Here is an 18161-nt window from a genome sequence, read left to right as displayed (position 1 = left end):
CGGCCGGACTGCATCCCCGGGCTGACCCGGTCGGGGCGCACCCCCCGGCTGACCCGGTCGGGGCGCTCAGCGCAGCCCGGTCTCCGTCTCGACGGTGTACCGGTCCCGGTCCACCCCCGGCGGCAGCGCGCGGGCCGCGGTCGGCGGCCGGTCGTCCGTCTGGTGCAGGCCGGGCACCCGGTCCTCGACCACGAACGACGCCCGGGGGTACGCCGGGGCGCCCGGCCGGCTCACGTACGGCAGCACCATGAAGTCCGCGCTGAGCTGGGCCGGGGTGATCGTGGTCCGGACGAAGCCGCGCAGGTCGTTCTGGAACCGCAGGTGCGGGTTGGTGCGCAGCCAGGGGTGCGAGCCGCTGGCCGAGTCGAACCCGTCCCCGCCCGAGGTGACCGACGAACAGACCAGCTCGGTGCCGACCGTCCGCGCCCCCGGGTCGGTGTAGTCCAGCTTCAGGTCGGCGGCCCAGTGCGCGTGCACGTCGCCGGTGAGCACCACCGGGTTGCGCACCCCGGCCGCCACCCAGCCCCGGGTGATCCGGTCCCGGGAGGCCAGGTAGCCGTCCCAGGCGTCCATGCTGGTCAACCTGGTCGGCCCGGGGTCGCGGTCCCGGGCGGCGAAGAACACCTGCTGGGCGAGGAGGTCCCAGCGGGAGTCGGACCGGCGGAACCCGTCCAGCAGCCACGCCTCCTGCGCGGACCCGGTGAGGGTGCGGCCCGGGTCGGCCGCCGCCGGGCAGTCCCGGTAGCCGTCCCCGCACGCCTGGTCGTCCCGGTACTGCCGGGTGTCGAGCAGGTGGAAGGTGGCCAGCCGACCCCAGCGCAGCCGCCGGTACAGCGCGATGTCCGGACCGCGCGGCACCGAGGTCCGCCGCAACGGCATGTTCTCGTGGTACGCCTGGAAGGCGGCGGCCCGGCGGGCCAGGAAGTCCGGATCCGGCTCCTCCGGCACCGCGCCGGCCCAGTTGTTCTCCACCTCGTGGTCGTCGAAGACCACCGCCCAGGGGGCCACCGCGTGCGCCGCCTGGAGATCCGGGTCGGTCTTGTACTGGGCGTGCCGCTGCCGGTAGTCGGCCAGCGTCCGGGTCTCCGGCCCCTCGTGCCCGCGTGGCCGGTCGGGGCCGTACTCCCGGGCGTACTCGTACTGATAGTCGCCGAGGTGCAGGATCAGCTCCGGCGCGCTCTCGGCCAACCGCCGGTACGCGGTGAAGTACCCCTGCTCGTAGTGGGAGCAGGAGACGAAGCCCATGGCCAGCGCGGCGGGCAGGGCGGCCGGATCGGGCGCGGTACGGGTCCGCGCGGTCGGGGAGAGGTGGCCCTCGGCCCGGAACCGGTAGAAGTACTCCCGTCCCGGCAGCAACCCGGTCAGCTCGACGTGCACGCTGTGCGCCGACTCGGGCCGCGCGGTCTGCGTACCCCGCTGGACGACGTGCCGGAACAGCTCGTCGGCGGCCACCTCCCACTGCACCTCGACCGACCGGGCGGGCATGCCGCCCAACCCGTCCTCGGCCAGCGGTCGCGGAGCCAGCCGGGTCCACAGCACCATCCCCTGGTGGTCGGGGTCGCCGGAGGCCACCCCCAGGGTGAACGGCCAGACCAGCGGCCGGTGGCTGGCGGTGCCCACCGGGCGGGCCGGGCGTCCACCGGCGTCGGCGGGTGTCGGCAGGCCGGCGGTCGCACCGGCCGCGCCGAGGGCCGCACCGGAGAGCAGGACGGTACGTCGGGACAGTGCCACGGGAACCTCCCAGGGTCCGCTTCGTTCCTGACCCCGGCAGCGTCGCGACCCACGGTGACCGTCAGGTGGCCGTCGGAGGCCGTCGTCGTCTCCGGCAGCCGAACAGCGGCCGGCGGCGGGGGTACGCGGACCGAGTCACCCCGGTCGGTCGTGTCTGAGTGGGCGACCGTGGCCTCCGTCGGTAATGCTGATCGCGTGACCACCCCGCAAGATCTCGACGACCGGTTCCGGGAGACCCTGGGCGCGCTGCCCGAGCCCGAGCGGCGGTGCGACCCGGCGCAACCGGTACGCCCCGGTGCGGCGCTGACCGGGCGACAGCTGCTCGCCCTCTTCGACGCGCAGGTGACCAGCCGTCAGCTCGACCTGGCCGGCCGCTGGCTGCGGAGCTTCGACGAGGGCTTCTACACCATCGGCTCGGCCGGGCACGAGGCCAACGCGGCGGTCGCCGCCGCCCTGCGGCCCACCGATCCCGCCCTGCTGCACTACCGCTCCGGAGCGTTCTACTGCCTGCGCGCCGCCCAGGCGGCCGGGAGCTTCCCCGATGGGGGAACCCCGGCCGACGGCGACCCGGACCGGGACACCGACGCCGGTCCGGCGGCGACCGGGCACCCCTCCGCCGGTCCGGCGGCGACCGGGCACCCCTCCGCCGGTCCGGCGGCGACCGGGCACCCCTCCGCCGGTCCGGCGGGACTCCCGTCCGACGGCACCGCGGCGACGGGACTCCCGTCCGACGGCGCGACGGACGGGCAACTCTCCGACGGCGCGGCGGCCGGTCAGGCCTCCGACGGCGCGGTGTCGGCCGGACCCGCGCCCGCCCGCGACGGCGGCACCACCGGCGACGGCGGCACCCCGCCGCCGGGAGCCGACCGGGAGCCCGCCGTCCCCGGCGACCCGCGTGTCACGCCGGCCGACGTGCCGGGCGCCCCCGGCGACGAGGCCGGGCCGCCGCCCCTGGCCGGTCCGGTCACCTACCGGGTGGGTACCGACGGCACCGCCGAACCGGTACCCCGCCACCAGCCCACCCCCGCCGCTGCCGGCCCGGTGCCCGCCGGCCCGGTGCCCGCCGGGGCGGACCCCGCCGGGGCGGACCCCGCCCCCACCGACCCCGGGCAGGTCACTCCGGCCGGTGCCGCCGAGCGGCTGACGGTGGCCGGGGTGCCGTCGGCACCGGCTGACGGGCCGGTCCCGGCACGGGCGACCGGCCTGGACGAGCGGCCACCGGGGGACCGGGACGCGTGGGAGGAGGCGTACGCCGAAGCGGCCCGGGACGTGCTGAGCGGCATGGTCGCCTCGGCCCGGGATCCGATCGCCGGCGGCCGGCACAAGGTCTTCGGCCGGGCCGACCTGGCCGTGGTGCCGACCACCTCCACCATCGCCTCGCACCTGCCCCGGGCGGTCGGGCTGGGGCTGGCCGTGGAACGCCTGCGCCGGATCGACACCGCCGGCCGGCGCGACGATCCCGCCGGTCCGCCACGCTCGCCGTGGCCCCGGGACGCCATCGTGGTCTGCTCGTTCGGCGACGCCTCGGTCAACCACGCCAGCGCCACCGCCGCGTTCAACACCGCCGGCTGGTACGACCACACCGGCCTGCGGATCCCGGTGCTCTTCGTCTGCGAGGACAACGGCCTCGGCATCAGCGTCCGGTCGCCCGACGGCTGGGTGGAACGCACCCTGCGTGCCCGACCGGGGGTGCGCTACTTCACCGTCGACGGCACCGACCCGGTGGCCGCGTACGCGGTGGCCGCCGAGGCCGCCGGCTGGGTGCGGCGGCACCGTCGTCCGGCGGTGCTGCACCTGCGGACGGTGCGGCTGCTGGGGCATGCCGGTGCGGACGCCGAGCGGGCGTACCGCAGCACCGCCGAGATCGCCGCCGACGAGGCGCGCGACCCGGTGCTGGCCACCGCCCGGCTGCTCGTCGAGGCGGGGGTGGCCACCGGTGAGGAGCTGCTGGCCCGCTACGACGAGCGGGGCTGGCAGGTACGCCGTACCGCCGAGGAGGTGCTCGACGAGCCGAAGCTGGCCACCCCGGCCGAGGTGGTGGCCCCGCTGTCGCCCCGCCGGCCGCTGCGGGTCGCCACCGTCGTGGCGCGGGCGGCGCAACGGGCCGCCGGGCCGGACGCGGCCGACCGGACGGAGGCGTTCGGGGGCAAGCCCCCGGAGCTGGCCGGGCCGCTGACCCTGGCGCAGAGCATCAACGCCGCGCTCGCCGACGGGATGCTCAGCCACCCCGAGCTGGCCGTCTTCGGGGAGGACGTCGCCGCCAAGGGCGGGGTGTACGGGGTGACCAAGGGGCTGCGGGAGAGGTTCGGCGCGGCCCGGGTCTTCGACACCCTGCTCGACGAGACGTCGGTGCTGGGGCTGGGACTCGGCGCGGGGCTGGCCGGGATGCTGCCGGTGCCGGAGATCCAGTACCTGGCGTACCTGCACAACGCGGAGGACCAGTTGCGGGGCGAGGCGGCCACCATGCAGTTCTTCTCGCAGGGGGCGTTCCGCAACCCGATGGTGGTGCGGGTGCCGGGACTGGCGTACCAGGAGGGGTTCGGCGGGCACTTCCACAACGACAACTCGGTGGCCGTACTGCGGGACGTGCCGGGTCTGGTGGTCGCGGTGCCGGCGCGGCCCGACGACGCCGCACCGCTGCTGCGGACCTGCCTGGCCGCCGCCGTGGTGGACGGCACGGTCTCGGTGTTCCTGGAGCCGATCGCGCTCTACCACACCCGGGACCTGTACGAGCCGGGTGACGGTGAGTGGATGGGGTCGTACGCCGAACCGGGCGCCTGGGCGGCCGGTCACGTGCCGATCGGGCGGGCCAGGGTGTACGGCGTCGGCTCGGCCGAGGACATCACCATCGTCACCTTCGGTAACGGGGTACGGATGTCGTTGCGGGCGGCGTCGACGCTGGCCGACGAGGGGATCGGCAGCCGGGTGGTGGACCTGCGGTGGTTGGCCCCGCTGCCGGTGGCCGACCTGATCCGGGAGGCGTCCGCCACGGGCCGGGTGCTGGTGGTCGACGAGACGCGGCGATCCGGCGGGGTGGGTGAGGGGATCCTCGCCACGCTGGTCGACGCCGGTTACGTGGGGGCGGCGCGGCGGGTGGCGGCAGTCGACTCGTTTGTACCATTAGGTCCGGCTGCCCGCCACGTGCTGGTCTCCGAGGATGCCATTACCCAGGGTGCCCGTACGCTGCTGGCACGGTAAATTCCGTTCCACCCGGTGCGCCACTTGCGCGACGGACCACAACTGTGTGGACTCTGCCTGACGGCGTCGCCGCGACGCCACCGGGCAGGGACGAGATGAGGAGGCACGCGACAGTGAGCGCGACCGCTGGTCAGGCCGCCGACGGGGTTCGTCTCCTGGCGGACCGGTTCGGGATCGAACCGGGGATGGTCGTCATGGAGATGGGGTACGACGAGGACGTCGACCAGGATCTCCGGGACGCCCTGACCGACCGCTGTGGAGAACTGGTCGACGAGGACACCGACGAGGTGGTCGACGCGGTGCTCGTCTGGTACCGCGACGGCGACGGTGACCTCTTTGAGCTCCTCGTCGACGCCCTCGGCCCGCTGGCCGACGCGGGAGTCGTGTGGCTGTTGACGCCGAAGGCCGGCCGCGACGGCCACGTCGAGCCGAGCGAGGTGGCCGAGTCGGCGCAGACCGCCGGCCTCCAGCAGACCTCGACCCTCAACGCCGGCAAGGACTGGAGCGGCGCCCGGCTGGTGCTGCGCCGCGGGTCCAAGGGCCGGAAGTAGGGTGCCCCACCGGGCCGCGGCCCACTGAGCAGTCCCGCACCGGCGGGGACCACCGCCGGGCGTGGGAGGCTGAAACCATCCCCAGACTCGACCCGAGGAGTTCGCATGCCGATCGAGGTTGGTGCCGAGGCACCCGACTTCCTGCTGAAGGACCAGAACAACCAGGAGGTACGGCTCTCGGACTACCGGGGCGACCGCACCGTGCTGCTGGTCTTCTACCCGCTCGCCTTCACCGGCATCTGCCAGGGTGAACTGTGCGAGGTGCGGGACAACCTCAACGACTACGTCAACGACGACGTGCAGGTGCTCACCGTCAGCGTCGACTCGGTCTACGCCCACAAGATCTGGGCCGAGAAGGAGGGCTACCAGTTCCCGCTGCTGTCCGACTTCTGGCCACACGGGGCGGTCGCCCAGGCGTACGGCGTCTTCAACGACCTCGCCGGCATCGCCAACCGGGGCACCTTCGTCATCGACAAGACCGGCGTCGTCCGGTTCGCCGAGATGAACATGCCGGGTGAGGCGCGTGACCAGCAGGGCTGGCGCAAGGCCCTCGCCGACACGGTCGCCGCCTGACCGGTCACCGGGCACACCGTTGCGACGGGTCGGGGGCCGGCAGGTAGGCTTGCCAGCCTCCGGCCCGCTCGTACGGGCGTTCCGGGCGCGTAGCTCAGTGGGAGAGCACTCGCCTTACAAGCGAGGGGTCGCAGGTTCGAAACCTGCCGCGCCCACCACCACATCATCGGCACCGGATCCGGAGGCCACCATCGGCCGCCGGGAGCAGCGCCGCCGTTGCCGCCGGAGGTCCGGGGGGCACCGTCGGGGCGTCCCCTGCCGGCCCGTCGGAGCAGGTCGGGGGAGACGCCGGTGAGCTACGCGGACGTCAACGGGCTGCGGCTCTGGTACGAGGAGCACGGCGACGGCCCACCGCTGGTGCTGCTGCACGGCGGGTACGGCGCGGTGGAGATGTTCGCCCCGGTCCTGCCGGCGTTGGCACAGCGTCGCCGGGTGATCGCGGTGGACCTCCAGGGCCACGGCCGGACCGCCGACGTGGACCGGCCGCTGCGCTACGAGTCGATGGCCGACGACGTCGCCGCGCTGCTGCGGCACCTCGACCTGCCCGGGGCGGAGGTGCTGGGCTACTCCCTCGGCGGCGGGGTGGCGCTGCGTACCGCGATCCAGCATCCGGACCTGGTGCGCCGACTGGTGCTGGTCTCCACCCCGTGTAAGCGGCAGGGCTGGTACCCCGAGGTGCTGGCCGCGATGGCCGACCAGGACGAGCGGACCGGTGAGCAGATGCGCGGCACGCCCCCGCACCAGCTCTACGAACGGATCGCCCCCCGGCCGCAGGACTGGCCGACGCTGTGGGCCAAGACCGGTGCCCTGCTGCGCCGCGAGTACGACTGGTCGCCGGAGGTGGCCGCCCTCGCCGTGCCGGTCCTGCTGGTCTTCGCCGACGCCGACGCGATCCGGGTCGCCCACATGGCCGAGTTCTACCGGCTGCTCGGCGGCGGCCACCGTGCCCCGGGCGGGGACGGCACCACCCGCTCCCTCTCCCGTCTGGCGGTCCTCCCCGGCCAGACCCACCAGGAGATCCCCACCACCCCCCTCCTCCCCCACCTGGTCCTCCCCTTCCTGACCCACCAACTCCACTGACCCCACCCCTTCGGGCGTGCTCAAGAGGGTCGGTTACCTGCTCAAGGACCGGGTCGCCGAGCCCCACCCCTTCGGCGTGCTCGAGGTTCGCGTCAACCTGACGGTGGTGGTTGACGCGAATCTCTGGATCACCGGGGTGTCGGCGAGGGCCACGGTGAGGGGTAGGGGTGGGTCGGTCACCGGGGTGGCGGTGGGGATGCCAGGCGGTGGGCGAGCCAGGGGAGGAGGGCGTCCGCCTGGGCCTGTTGGAAGCGGCGGACGGTGGGGATGCCCGGCGGGGGCGGCTGGCGGGCACTGTCGGTGAAGAAGCCGGCCAGTCCCGCATAGAAGCCGGTCAGCACGGCAGGGTCGACGTCGGCGGTGAGCGGCAGCCCGCGTACCAGGGCCTCGGTGTCGTGCCCACCGTGCAGCCGCACGTTGACCAGCAGCAGTGCGCTGTCCAACCAGGCCGGACCCCGGCAGGCCCACGGCCAGTCCACCACGGTGACCGACCCGTCCGGGCCGATCAGCAGGTTGTCGGCCCGGACATCGAGGTGACACAGGGTGTCGCCGGTCAGCGCGGCCAGTCCCCGGTCGGCTGCCGCGCACAGTTCGGCCAGGTGCGCGGCGGCCCACGGGTCGAGTCGGGGCGGTGGGTCGGCGGCGATCCGCCGCCAGCCGGCGAAGTCGTGGGCCAGCCGCTCGGCGGCGGTGGGTACGTCCGACACCGGGTTCGGGGTGAGCGCGCCGGCCAGGGTGTCCAGCGCGCGGAGCACCGCGTCGAGTTCGGCGGCCCGCCAGGGCGTGTGCGGGTGCCGGCCGTCCACGTCGGTGAGCACCAACGCCACCCACTCGCCGTCGTCGTGCCAGCCGAGCAGCCGGGGCGTCGGCGCGGACCCGGGCAACGCGGCGGTGTGCCGGGCCTCGGCCCGGTGCATCCGGGGCGTTTGCGGGTTCAACGCCGGACTGACCGCCTTGACGAACGCGCGCCGCCCGCCGGCCGTTCTCACCCGGTCGGCGGTGCCGGGGGAGTACCCGCCGGGTTGGGAACGCGCCTCGACCACCCGGTCGCCGATGATCTGCTCCACCGCCAGCCGGACCGACCCGGGCAACTCGGCCCACCCGATCCTGCCCCCGCCCGTGCCATCCATCCCCCCACCATGACCGCCCCCGGGAAACCAGACAAACGGATTACCCCCGCCCCTCCCTCCCCCCGGGGCAGCACGCGCACAAAGAGGTTTACGCCCCGGACACTGAGCAGCGTGACGTGAACCTCTCGATCACCGGGCCGGAGCGCCGGGCGGGGGAGTGGGGGTCGGGTGGGCATGGGTCGGGGTTGGGAGGGAATGCGGGCGGGACGGTTCTGGGGAGGAGTGACGGATGAGAGGTCCCACCGGCTTGACCATCGGTGTGCTCGGCTCGTACGGCGGTCGGAACCTGGGTGACGAGGCGATCCTCACCGGGCTCCTCGCCGACCTGCGTGAGCAGGAGCCGAACGCCCGGATCATCGTGTTCTCCCGCAATCCGGCGCACACCGCGCTGGCCCATCCGGACGTGGAGGCGGTGCCCTGGGAGGGCGTCAGCCGGGTCGACTCGGCCGAGGTGCTCGGCCAGCTCGACCTGCTCATCCTCGGCGGCGGCGGCATCCTGTACGACAAGGAGGCCCGCCGCTACCTGCGGGTCGTCCGGGTCGCCCAGGAACGGGGGCTGCCCCTGCTGACGTACGCGGTGGGTGTGGGGCCGCTCAACGACGGGGTGGACACCGGCATGGTCCGGGAGACCCTGGCCGGGGCGACCGAGGTGACCGTCCGGGACCAGGAGTCCCGGATGGTGCTGGAGGAGGCCGGACTGCTCAACCCGATCACCGTCACCGCCGACCCGGCGTTCCTGCTGGAGCCGGAGGACTTCCCGGCCCGGTTGCTGCGCGAGGAGGGGGTGCCCGCCGGCAGACGCCTGGTCGGGCTGAGCGTCCGTGAGCCGGGGCGGGCGGCCGAGCGGCTCGACGTCGACGGGTACCACCGGTTGCTGGCCCAGATCGGCGACTTCCTGGTGCAGCGGATCGACGCGCACGTGCTCTTCGTCCCGATGGAGCGGGACGACATCCGGCACTCGCACGGGGTGCTGTCACACATGGTGGCCGCCGACCGGGGGCGGATCCTGCACGGTGACTACTCGCCCCGGCAGGTGCTCGGACTGATGAGGCACTTCGACCTGGCCGTCGGGATGCGGCTGCACTTCCTGATCTTCGCGGCGATGGTCGGCACCCCGTTCCTGCCCCTGCCGTACGCGGGAAAGGTCTTCGACCTGGCCCAGCGGCTCGGTGTGCCGGCGCTGCGCGGGGTGGAACGCGAGGTGGAGGGTCCGCTGCTGGCAGAGGTCGACCGGCTCTGGGACGAGCGGGACTTCCGCCGCGAGGCCACCGCCCAGCGGGTCGCCGAGGTGTGCGAGCAGGCCCGGGGTACCTCGCAGGTCACCCGGGCCGTGCTGGAGGGCCTGCGCTCCCGCTCGCTGGCCCGGACGGCCGTCTGACGACGCGGGAACACCAGCCGGTGTGGGCGGCGCGGAAACACCAGCCGGTCTGGGTGGCGCGGAAACACCAGCCGGTGTGGGCGGCGCGGAAGGGACCGGTGTGCGCTGGCCCGGACGGGCTCTCTGACGGCGCGGACGCGCCCGGTGGCGCAAGCGCAGCGGGTCAGACCGCCGGGCCGCGCCACCGGTAGCGCCACTGGTCGCCCGCCGACTCCAGTTCGTAGATCTGGGCGTCGACCAGCCCCTGCGGGCCGAGGTGGTGATGGGTCAGCGGGGGACGCTCGTTGCTGTCCAGCTCGACGTCGACCGTCTCACCGTCAGCCGGGCCGTCCGCCAGGGGAATCCGTACCGTCGAAGCCATGCGCCCATCCTGCCAAGCCGACCGCCGGGCCGCAGGGTTTGCCGGGACAGCGGGCACCGGTGGGCGCGACTATCGTACGGCGATGACGGAGATTCACATCGACCCGACGCTCGGCCCGGTGCTCGCCCGGACCGGGGACGAACGGGCCGTGCTCGACGCGTTTCTCGACTTCCACCGCGCGGCGGTGCTGCGCAAGGCGCGGGGGCTGACCGACGCCGAGGCGTCCCGCCGACTGGTGCCGTCGGCGACCACCCTGGCCGGCCTCCTGCGGCACCTCACCCTGGTCGAACGGAACTGGTTCCCGTTCCTGCTCGACCCGACCCCCGGTGACGTCTTCCCGACCACCGAGGAGGACGCGGCGGCCAGCTTCACCGTGCCGCCGGGGGAGACGCTCGACGCGCTCGCCGACGCCTACGAGCAGGCCTGCGCCCGCTCCCGGGCGCTGGCCGCCCGGTTCCCGCTGGACCATGTGGTCGCCCACCCGCAGCTCGGTGAGGTGTCGCTGCGCTGGATCATGGTGCACATGATCGAGGAGACCGCCCGGCACGCCGGGCACGCCGACATCCTCCGCGAGCTGACCGACGGGAGCACCGGCGCGATCTGACCCGACACCCCGCTCCGGAACGCACCGGGCCGACCACCTGGAGCCGGTTGCCCACCCGAACCGCCGGCCACCCGGGTCGTCGGTCGCCCCGAACCGTCGGCCGCCCTGAGCCGTCGGTCGCCCCGAACCGTCGACCGCCCCGAGCCGTCGGCCGCCCCGAGCCGTCGGCCGCCCCGAGCCGCCGGCCGCCCCGAGCCGTTCGTCGCCCTGAGCCGTCGATCACCCCCGGGCCGGTCCGTCACGGTGTGCGGCGGAGACCGGTCGCCGCCGCCTATCCTGGCCCCCGGTGTCGACGACGAGGGAGAAGACAGTGCTGGTCGTCCACGGATCGTGGCTGGTCGGGGCCGGTCTGGCGATCTGGGCGGAGGATTCCACCCGGCCGACGCAGGTGCCGCGCCGCCCCGGCCGGGCACCCCGTGAGCGCCCCCACCCCTTCGCCGCCGGACCGGGCATGCTCGGCGCGCTGCTCGGCGACCGTCCGGCCGGCACCGTGCTGCTCACCCTGCCCACCCGGGCCGGGGCGCCGTTGCACTCCCCGGAGCTGGTCCCGACCGCCGTCGGGGAACCGGCCCACGGCCCGGTCACCCTCGCCGGTTGGCGGACCCCCGCCCTCCGGTACGCCCCGGACGACGCACTTGCCCTGCTGGGTGACCTCGACGGGCTGGACGCCGTGGTCGGGGCGGGCCTGCGTCACCTCGCCCGGGTGGCCGATCTCGCGGTCGACCTGGTGGCCCGGGGCCGGCTGCTGCCCGGGGTGGCCGACCGTCCCCCGGGGGAGGCATCCCCGTCACCGGCGGCGACCGGCCGGTCGGGGCGTTCTGCTCGTGCCCCGGGGGAGGCACCCCCGTCACCGGCGGCGACCGGCCGGTCGGGGTCCGCCGGGGAGGCGGTCGGGTGGGCGGTGTGGCGGCCCCTGCTCACCGGCGCGGACGCCGCCTGGGTCCGGTCCCTGACCCTCGCCCTGCCCCCGGCGGTCCGGGCCGCCAGCGACGTCCCGCTGTCCACGGTCCGCTCCCGTTCCGGCCCGGGCCGGGCGGGTGTGCCGTCCGGCTCCGCCGCGGTCGGGGCGGTGCCGGGTCGGACCGCCGCACCGGGCACCGGGGCCGGTGAGCTGGTGGCCGACGCGCTGGACCTGCTCACCGACGCCGCCGCCCGGCGGGCTCTGGGCGGCACCGACCTGGTCGGGGGCGGTCGGCGCGACGACGTGACCGCCGGTTGGCTGGCGGCGCTCACCGGCCCGCACCGCCGGTTCACCGCCGGGTCGACCGCGCTGGCCCTCCTCCGCACCGAGCTGGACGCCTGGCAGCGCGATGCCGTCGGCGGCCCGGTCCGGGCCAGTTTCCGGCTGGTCGAGCCGGCCGACGACGAGATCGTCGACACCCTGACCGTGGTGCCGGCCGACCCGTCGGACGTCGTCGGTCAGGGGGGACGCTGGCGGATCGAGTTCGGTCTCCAGGCCGCCGACGAGCCGGGCCTGCACGTCGCCGCCGGGGACGTCTGGCGGACACCGGAGCGGCTGCCGGCGCTCGCCGGCCGGGGGGACGACCCGCAGGAGACCCTGCTGGCCGAGCTGGGCCGGGCCGGGCGACTCTGGCCGGAGCTGGACGAGGCGCTGCGTACCCCCGCCCCGGAGCAGCTCGAACTGGACGTCGAGGGGGCGCACCGGTTCCTGCGCGACGGCGCACCGGTGCTGCACGCCGCCGGTTTCGGGGTGCTGTTGCCGTCCTGGTGGCACCGGCCGTCGGCGCGGCTCGGCACCCGGTTGCAGGCGCGCAGCCGGACCGCCCCGGGCACCGTCGCCGCCGCCTCCGGGCTCGGGCTGGACGCCCTGGTCGACTACCGCTGGGAGGTGGCGCTCGGGGACGAGACGATCGACGCCGACGAACTGGCCGCACTGGCCGCGTTGAAGACCCCGCTGGTGCGGTTGCGCGGCCGATGGGTGGAGCTGGACCCGAAGCGGTTGGCCGCCGGCCTGCGGTTGCTGCGTTCCGCCGGTGAACTGACCGTCGCCGACCTGCTCAAGCTGGGGTTGGCCGGGTCGGACCGGCCGGACGCGCTACCGGTGCTGGCGGTGACCGCCGACGGCCCGCTCGGCGACCTGCTGGCCGGGCAGGCCGAACGGCGGCTCGCCCCGCTGGACCCGCCGGCCGCCTTCCGGGGCACCCTGCGGCCGTACCAGCGGCGCGGGTTGGCCTGGCTCGCCTTCCTCCAGTCGCTCGGGCTCGGCGGGGTGCTCGCCGACGACATGGGCCTGGGCAAGACCGTGCAACTGCTCGCCCTGCTCGCCGGGGACCGACCGGACGCCGGACCGACCCTGCTGGTCTGTCCGATGTCGCTGGTCGGCAACTGGCAGCGGGAGGCGGCCCGGTTCACCCCCGGACTGCGCGTCCACGTGCACCACGGCGCGGACCGGGCGCGGGGCGCGGAGTTCGAGACCGCGGTGCACGCCGCCGACCTGGTGCTCACCACCTACGCGGTGGCCGCCCGGGACGCCGTCGCGCTGGCTTCGGTCGGCTGGCACCGGGTGGTGGTCGACGAGGCCCAGGCGATCAAGAACGCGGCCAGCCGGCAGGCCGAGGCGATCCGGTCGTTGCCCGCCCGGCACCGGGTCGCGGTCACCGGCACCCCGGTCGAGAACCGGCTGGCCGACCTCTGGTCGATCATGCAGTTCGCCAATCCCGGTCTGCTCGGCCCGGCGAGCAGTTTCCGCCAGTCGTACGCGGTGCCGATCGAACGGCACGGCGACGCCGAGACCGCCGCCCGGCTACGTCGGATCACCGGTCCGTTCGTGCTGCGCCGCCTCAAGACCGACGCCTCGATCATCTCCGACCTGCCCGAGAAACTGGAGATGGAGGTGCTCTGCAACCTGACCGCCGAGCAGGCCTCGCTCTACCGGGCGGTCGTCGACGAGATGCTGGCGAAGATCGAGTCCAGCACGGGGATGGAACGCCGGGGCCTGGTGCTGGCCACCATGACCCGGCTCAAACAGGTCTGCAACCACCCCGCCCAGCTGCTGCGGGACGGCTCGCCGCTGGCCGGCCGCTCCGGCAAGCTGCAACGGTTGGAGGAGATCGTCGACGAGGTGCTCGCGGCCGACGAGAAGGCCCTGCTGTTCACCCAGTACGCCGAGTTCGGCGCGCTGCTGCGCGGCCACCTGTCGGCCCGCTTCGGTCGGGAGGTGCTCTACCTGCACGGCGGGGTCGGCAAGGCCGACCGGGACGACCTGGTCACCCGGTTCCAGTCACCGGACGGTCCGGCCCTGTTCGTGCTCTCCCTCAAGGCCGGTGGCACCGGGCTCACCCTGACCGCGGCCAACCACGTGGTGCACGTCGACCGGTGGTGGAATCCGGCGGTCGAGGACCAGGCCACCGACCGGGCGTTCCGGATCGGCCAGCGACGACGGGTGCAGGTCCGCAAGTTCGTCTGCGCCGGCACGGTGGAGGAACGGGTGGCCGCGATGATCGCCGACAAGCGGAGCCTGGCCGCGTCCGTGGTGGGCAGCGGCGAACAGTGGGTCACCGAGCTGTCCACCGGGCAGCTGCGGGAGCTGTTCGCGCTGGACGCCGGGGCGGTGGTCGAATGACCGCCCGGCGGGCCGGAGCCCCCGCCGACGGCCCCGGCCCGGCTGGTCCCGGGGCGGGTGGCACGTTCGCCGACTTCGGCCCGCCGCTACGGGTCGACGACGGGTTGCGGGCGCGCAGCACCCGGGGAGCCATCGGGGTCTCCTGGTGGTCCCGGCGCTTCCTGGAGGTGTTGGAGTCGTTCGCGCTCGGCACCCGACTCACCCGGGGCCGGGCGTACGCCCGTCGTGGTCAGGTCCGCCGGCTGGTGGTGTCGCCCGGGCGGGTCGAGGCGAGCGTGCAGGGTTCCCGCCCCGCACCGTACCCGGTGGTCATCACCCTGCCACCCTTCCCCGGCCCGCTCTGGGAGCGGGTGGAGCGGGAGCTGGCCGGGCAGGCGTTCTTCAGCGCCCGCCTGCTCGCCGGTGACCTGCCGGCCGAGCTGGAGGAGGTGTTCGCCGCCGCCGGGGCACCCCTGTTCCCCGCCTCGGTGGGGGAGCTGACCCAGTACTGCGGCTGCCCCGACTTCGCGGTGCCGTGCAAGCACCTCGCCGCGACGTTCTACCTGCTCGCCGAGGCGTTCGACGCCGATCCGTTCGCATTGCTGCACTGGCGGGGCCGGAGCCGGGACGAACTGCTGGCCCGGCTCCGAAAGCTCCGCGCCGGTGCCGCCGGACTGCCGGCTCCGGCCGGGACCGCCGGGCCGTCCGACCCCGCCGGGACCGTCGGATCGTCCGATCCCGCCGGGGCTGTCGGTACGTTCGACCCCGCCGGTACGTCCGATCCCGCCGGTACGTCATCGGGCGGATCGTCGGTGGCGGACCCCGTACCGTCGATGGTGGACCGGGCGGCGACCGGCCCGGGCGGGCCGGACGCTGCTCCGGTCGGAGCGGCCCGGGTGCTCGCCGACCTGCCCGACGTGCCACTGAGCGCGGCGGTGGACCGGTTCTGGCTGCCGCCGGTGCCGTTGCCGGACCGACCGGCGGTGCTGGCCACCGGACCGGAACTGCTGCTGCGCCAGCTCGGCGCACCCGCACCGGCGATCGGCGGTCCGGGCCTGCTGGAACGCCTGCGCCGGGCCTACCAGGCCCTCGAACCCGGCTGACCGGCCTCCCGACCAAGCGTCGGACCTGCGCCCGCACCGGGCCTGCGCCCGCACCGGGCCTGCGCCCGCACCGGACCTGCGCCCGCACCGGACCTCGGCCCGGTGCGGGCGGTGGGTCGGTAAGGGAGGCTGCCGGAAACGGCGGGGTCAGCGCCAGCGCCAACGGTGCCGGAAGTGCCACATGAGGCCGGTGTTGGCCGTCAGGACCATCAGGCACATGGCACCCGCTGTCCGCCCGGCCAGGACGGTCATCGCGGGCAGCGCCGCCCACAGGGCGACGGTCAGCAGCAACAGCAAGCGTCCGCGTCGGGCCCGAATCCGATGGTCGAGTCGGGCGAAGAACCTCGGATCGCTCTCCCGGAGGTGCCGGGTGATCTGGTCGAATCTGCGCTGATCCTCTTTGCTGAGCATGGCAGGTGCCTTCCCCTCACGGCTTCAGCGGTTCGGCGGCTTACCCGCTCCGGCAGCGGGTCACGCCCTCCTGCTGCTGCTACTTTCGCCTCCCCGGACCGGCGGCGGAACGGGCTGTCCGCTGCGGCGGGGCGACTGTCCGTTTCGACGGGACGGGCCGTCCGAAACCGGACCGCGGGGGCGCGGGGCGAGACCTCAGCGCGGGGTTACCGGTGCCTTAAGTTTCGCTGTGCCGGTGAACGTCGTGCCTTCCCGGCACGTACCACCGAACGGGCACGGCGGGGTCGTGGCCGGGACACGTCGTCCCTGCTGGGGACGCCGGCTGCCGCCCGGGGCGCGACCATCCGGCCGGCCGGGCTGCTGAGCAGCACCTTAAGTGCCCGTTCCAGCCGTCGCGCGCAGCCTTGAAGGCCACCCACCGCTTGGCTACCTTCCCGGGGCAGCTCCTCCGGCAACAGCCGCCGCACCCTCCGCCCCGCCCGGTCGCAGCGTACGGCGCATCGAAGAAAGCGGGATTGGTGCATGGCCGACCAGAATGTGCCACCGCGTCGACCGCGCGACGACCAGGGGTACCCGCCGGCCGGTGCCGCCCGTGGCCCCCGGTGGGTCGGCCCCGAGGGCCTCAGCCGGCAGGCGTTCCACCAGCCGGCCGGCAGCGGACTGCCCATCCTGGACGACGACCGTGACGACGACCGGGCCCGGGCCGGCCGGCGACGTGCCCTGGTCGCGCTGGGCGGGACCGCCGCCGTGGTGGCCGGTGGCGCGGCGCTGGCGATGAGCCCCCGGGTGCGGGACCTGTTCGGCACCGATGCCGCCGGGGACGCCACCGGTGCCACCGCCACCGACGGCACGCCGGCCCGCCCCGGCGGCCAGCAGCCGAGCACGGTACGCACCTACACCGAGCAGAACGAGAGCTACATGGGCTCCCGGGCCGGTGCGGCGCTGAAGAGGAACTCGCCCAGCGGTGGCCGTACCTTCTCCGGCCCGGCCGACGCGGCGGCGCGGACCCCGGTGACGGTGCGGACCGTGCTGGCCAAGGACCCGGTCCGGCACCTGGCCAGCCGGGCCACCTTCGGGGCCACCCCGAAGGTGCTCGCCGACATCAGACGGATGGGCATCGACGCCTGGGTGCGCCAGCAGCTCGACCCGGAGAAGATCGCGCCGAGCGCCGCCGAGCTGAAGCTCGCCGAGCTGCCCACCCTCAAGCTGACCAGCCGGCAGCTACGCGACCAGCGGGAGCAGCTCGACGAGCGGGGGGCACAGCCGGAGAAGGAGATGGTCGACGGCACGCTGGCCCGGCAGATCTGGTCGGAACGGCAGCTCTACGAGGTGATGGTCGACTTCTGGAACGACTTCCTGCACGTCGCGGCGGACTTCGACGGTGGTGGGGCGTACCGGAACTCGTTCGACCGGGACGTGATCCGCGAGCACGCCATGGGCAGCTACCCGGAGATGCTGGTCGCGGCGAACAAGCATCCGGCACTGCTGCTCTACCTCAACCAGAACGACTCCCGGGCCGACGCGGTCAACGAGAACCTGGCCCGGGAGAACCTGGAGCTGTACTCGGTCGGGGTCGACGGCGGCTACACCGAGAAGGACGTCCGCCAGGCGGCCCTGCTCCAGACCGGCCGGGGCGTCGACGACGGGCGGTACGTCTTCCGCCACGACCGGCACTACCGGGGCAAGGTCAAGATCCTCGGCTTCAGCCACCCCAACGACTCGACCGACCCGAAGAAGGCCGACCAGGTCATCGACGCGTACCTCACCTATCTCGCGCTGCACCCGTCGACCGCCCGGTCCGTGGCGCGCGGCCTGGCCGTCCGGTTCGTCTCGGACACCCCGCCGAAGTCCCTGGTGGACCGGCTCGCCAGGATCTACACGGTCAACAAGGGCTCGGTGAAGCCGCTGCTGATGTCGCTGTTCAGCTCCTCGGAGTTCTGGGCGGCGGTCGGGCAGAAGGTGCGCCGGCCGATGGAGTACCTGGTCGCCACCTACCGCACCCTGGGCGTCGGACCGCAGGCCGGGCCGGGCTTCCGGCAGGGTGACAGCAGGCGCACCGCGTTCGCGCAGGGGCTGCGCCAGATCCACGACAAGCTGCGCGAGCTGGGCCACTACCCGATGGGCCAGCCCACCCCGGACGGCTACCCGGACGTCTACGTCGCCTGGACGTCGGCCGGCACGATGGTCAACGGGTGGAACGAGGCCGCCGAACTGATCGTCGGGAACCGCACCCAGTTCACGTACACCCGGCCGGAGAAGCTGGTGGCGAAGCCGCCGGCCACCGCCGGGGCGTACGTGGACGCGCTGGCCCAGCGGCTGGTGCACCAGAAGCTGTCCACCCGGGAGCGGAACCTGATCCTCGGGGTGGCCGGGGTGTCCGCCACCACCAGGGTCGACGCCACGTTCGACGGGGCGATCGCCGCCGTCGCGCGGGCGATCCTCGCGTCCCCCCAGCACCACCTGCGGTGAGGCAGTCGAT

13 protein-coding genes and 1 tRNA gene are annotated in these 18161 nt (G+C 74.5%); 10 read left to right on the top strand and 4 right to left on the bottom strand.

Annotation, left to right across the window (positions count from 1 at the left end):
- Positions 1-66 precede the first annotated feature (66 nt).
- Positions 67-1731, bottom strand: coding sequence for an alkaline phosphatase D family protein (locus O7612_RS22695; RefSeq protein WP_282267221.1), 1665 nt, complete (start codon positions 1729-1731; stop codon positions 67-69).
- A 195-nt stretch (positions 1732-1926) separates the two neighbouring features.
- Here O7612_RS22695 and O7612_RS22690 point away from each other — a divergent pair, with 195 nt between their 5' ends.
- The 5 genes from O7612_RS22690 (at position 1927) to O7612_RS22670 (ending at position 7133) form a co-directional block, all read left to right on the top strand.
- Positions 1927-4929, top strand: a complete 3003-nt coding sequence (locus tag O7612_RS22690; protein WP_282267220.1) for a thiamine pyrophosphate-dependent enzyme — start codon at positions 1927-1929, stop codon at positions 4927-4929.
- A gap of 113 nt (positions 4930-5042) precedes the next feature.
- Positions 5043-5480, top strand: a complete 438-nt coding sequence (locus O7612_RS22685) for a DUF3052 domain-containing protein (RefSeq protein ID WP_067315614.1) — start codon at positions 5043-5045, stop codon at positions 5478-5480.
- Positions 5481-5585: 105 nt separating this feature from the next.
- Complete coding sequence (locus O7612_RS22680) at positions 5586-6053, top strand: peroxiredoxin (protein ID WP_282267219.1); 468 nt, start codon at positions 5586-5588, stop codon at positions 6051-6053.
- An 83-nt stretch (positions 6054-6136) separates the two neighbouring features.
- Positions 6137-6211: transfer RNA gene (locus tag O7612_RS22675), tRNA-Val, on the top strand.
- Between the two features lie 133 nt (positions 6212-6344).
- Positions 6345-7133, top strand: a complete 789-nt coding sequence (locus tag O7612_RS22670; RefSeq protein WP_282267217.1) for an alpha/beta fold hydrolase — start codon at positions 6345-6347, stop codon at positions 7131-7133.
- A gap of 176 nt (positions 7134-7309) precedes the next feature.
- Here O7612_RS22670 and O7612_RS22665 read toward each other — a convergent pair whose 3' ends face one another.
- Positions 7310-8263 carry an aminoglycoside phosphotransferase family protein gene (locus tag O7612_RS22665; protein ID WP_282267215.1) on the bottom strand — a complete coding sequence of 318 codons (954 nt, stop codon included), beginning with the start codon at positions 8261-8263 and terminating at the stop codon, positions 7310-7312.
- Positions 8264-8492: 229 nt separating this feature from the next.
- On the opposite strand from O7612_RS22665, the gene O7612_RS22660 reads away from it, so the two are divergent.
- Entirely contained in the window at positions 8493-9641 is a 1149-nt protein-coding gene (locus tag O7612_RS22660) for a polysaccharide pyruvyl transferase family protein (protein WP_282267214.1), read from the top strand.
- A gap of 163 nt (positions 9642-9804) precedes the next feature.
- On the opposite strand, the gene O7612_RS22655 is transcribed toward O7612_RS22660, so the two are convergent.
- Positions 9805-10002, bottom strand: coding sequence for a hypothetical protein (locus O7612_RS22655; protein WP_282267212.1), 198 nt, complete (start codon positions 10000-10002; stop codon positions 9805-9807).
- A gap of 82 nt (positions 10003-10084) precedes the next feature.
- Here O7612_RS22655 and O7612_RS22650 point away from each other — a divergent pair, with 82 nt between their 5' ends.
- The 3 genes from O7612_RS22650 (at position 10085) to O7612_RS22640 (ending at position 15271) form a co-directional block, all read left to right on the top strand.
- A complete protein-coding gene (locus O7612_RS22650) occupies positions 10085-10606 on the top strand; it encodes a DinB family protein (RefSeq protein ID WP_282267210.1) in 522 nt (173 codons plus the stop codon).
- Between the two features lie 310 nt (positions 10607-10916).
- Positions 10917-14189 carry a DEAD/DEAH box helicase gene (locus O7612_RS22645; protein ID WP_282274004.1) on the top strand — a complete coding sequence of 1091 codons (3273 nt, stop codon included), beginning with the start codon at positions 10917-10919 and terminating at the stop codon, positions 14187-14189.
- A complete protein-coding gene (locus O7612_RS22640; protein WP_282267208.1) occupies positions 14186-15271 on the top strand; it encodes an SWIM zinc finger family protein in 1086 nt (361 codons plus the stop codon). The genes O7612_RS22645 and O7612_RS22640 overlap by 4 nt, the downstream gene beginning before the upstream one ends.
- A gap of 147 nt (positions 15272-15418) precedes the next feature.
- Here O7612_RS22640 and O7612_RS22635 read toward each other — a convergent pair whose 3' ends face one another.
- Entirely contained in the window at positions 15419-15682 is a 264-nt protein-coding gene (locus O7612_RS22635) for a DUF3040 domain-containing protein (protein ID WP_282267206.1), read from the bottom strand.
- Between the two features lie 522 nt (positions 15683-16204).
- Between O7612_RS22635 and O7612_RS22630 the strand changes: the two genes are divergently transcribed.
- Entirely contained in the window at positions 16205-18151 is a 1947-nt protein-coding gene (locus tag O7612_RS22630; RefSeq protein ID WP_282267205.1) for a DUF1800 domain-containing protein, read from the top strand.
- Positions 18152-18161: the final 10 nt, after the last annotated feature.

The organism is Micromonospora sp. WMMD987 (assembly GCF_029581435.1).
Taxonomy (GTDB): domain Bacteria; phylum Actinomycetota; class Actinomycetes; order Mycobacteriales; family Micromonosporaceae; genus Micromonospora; species Micromonospora rifamycinica.
This window is presented reverse-complemented; position numbering and strand designations above follow the sequence as displayed.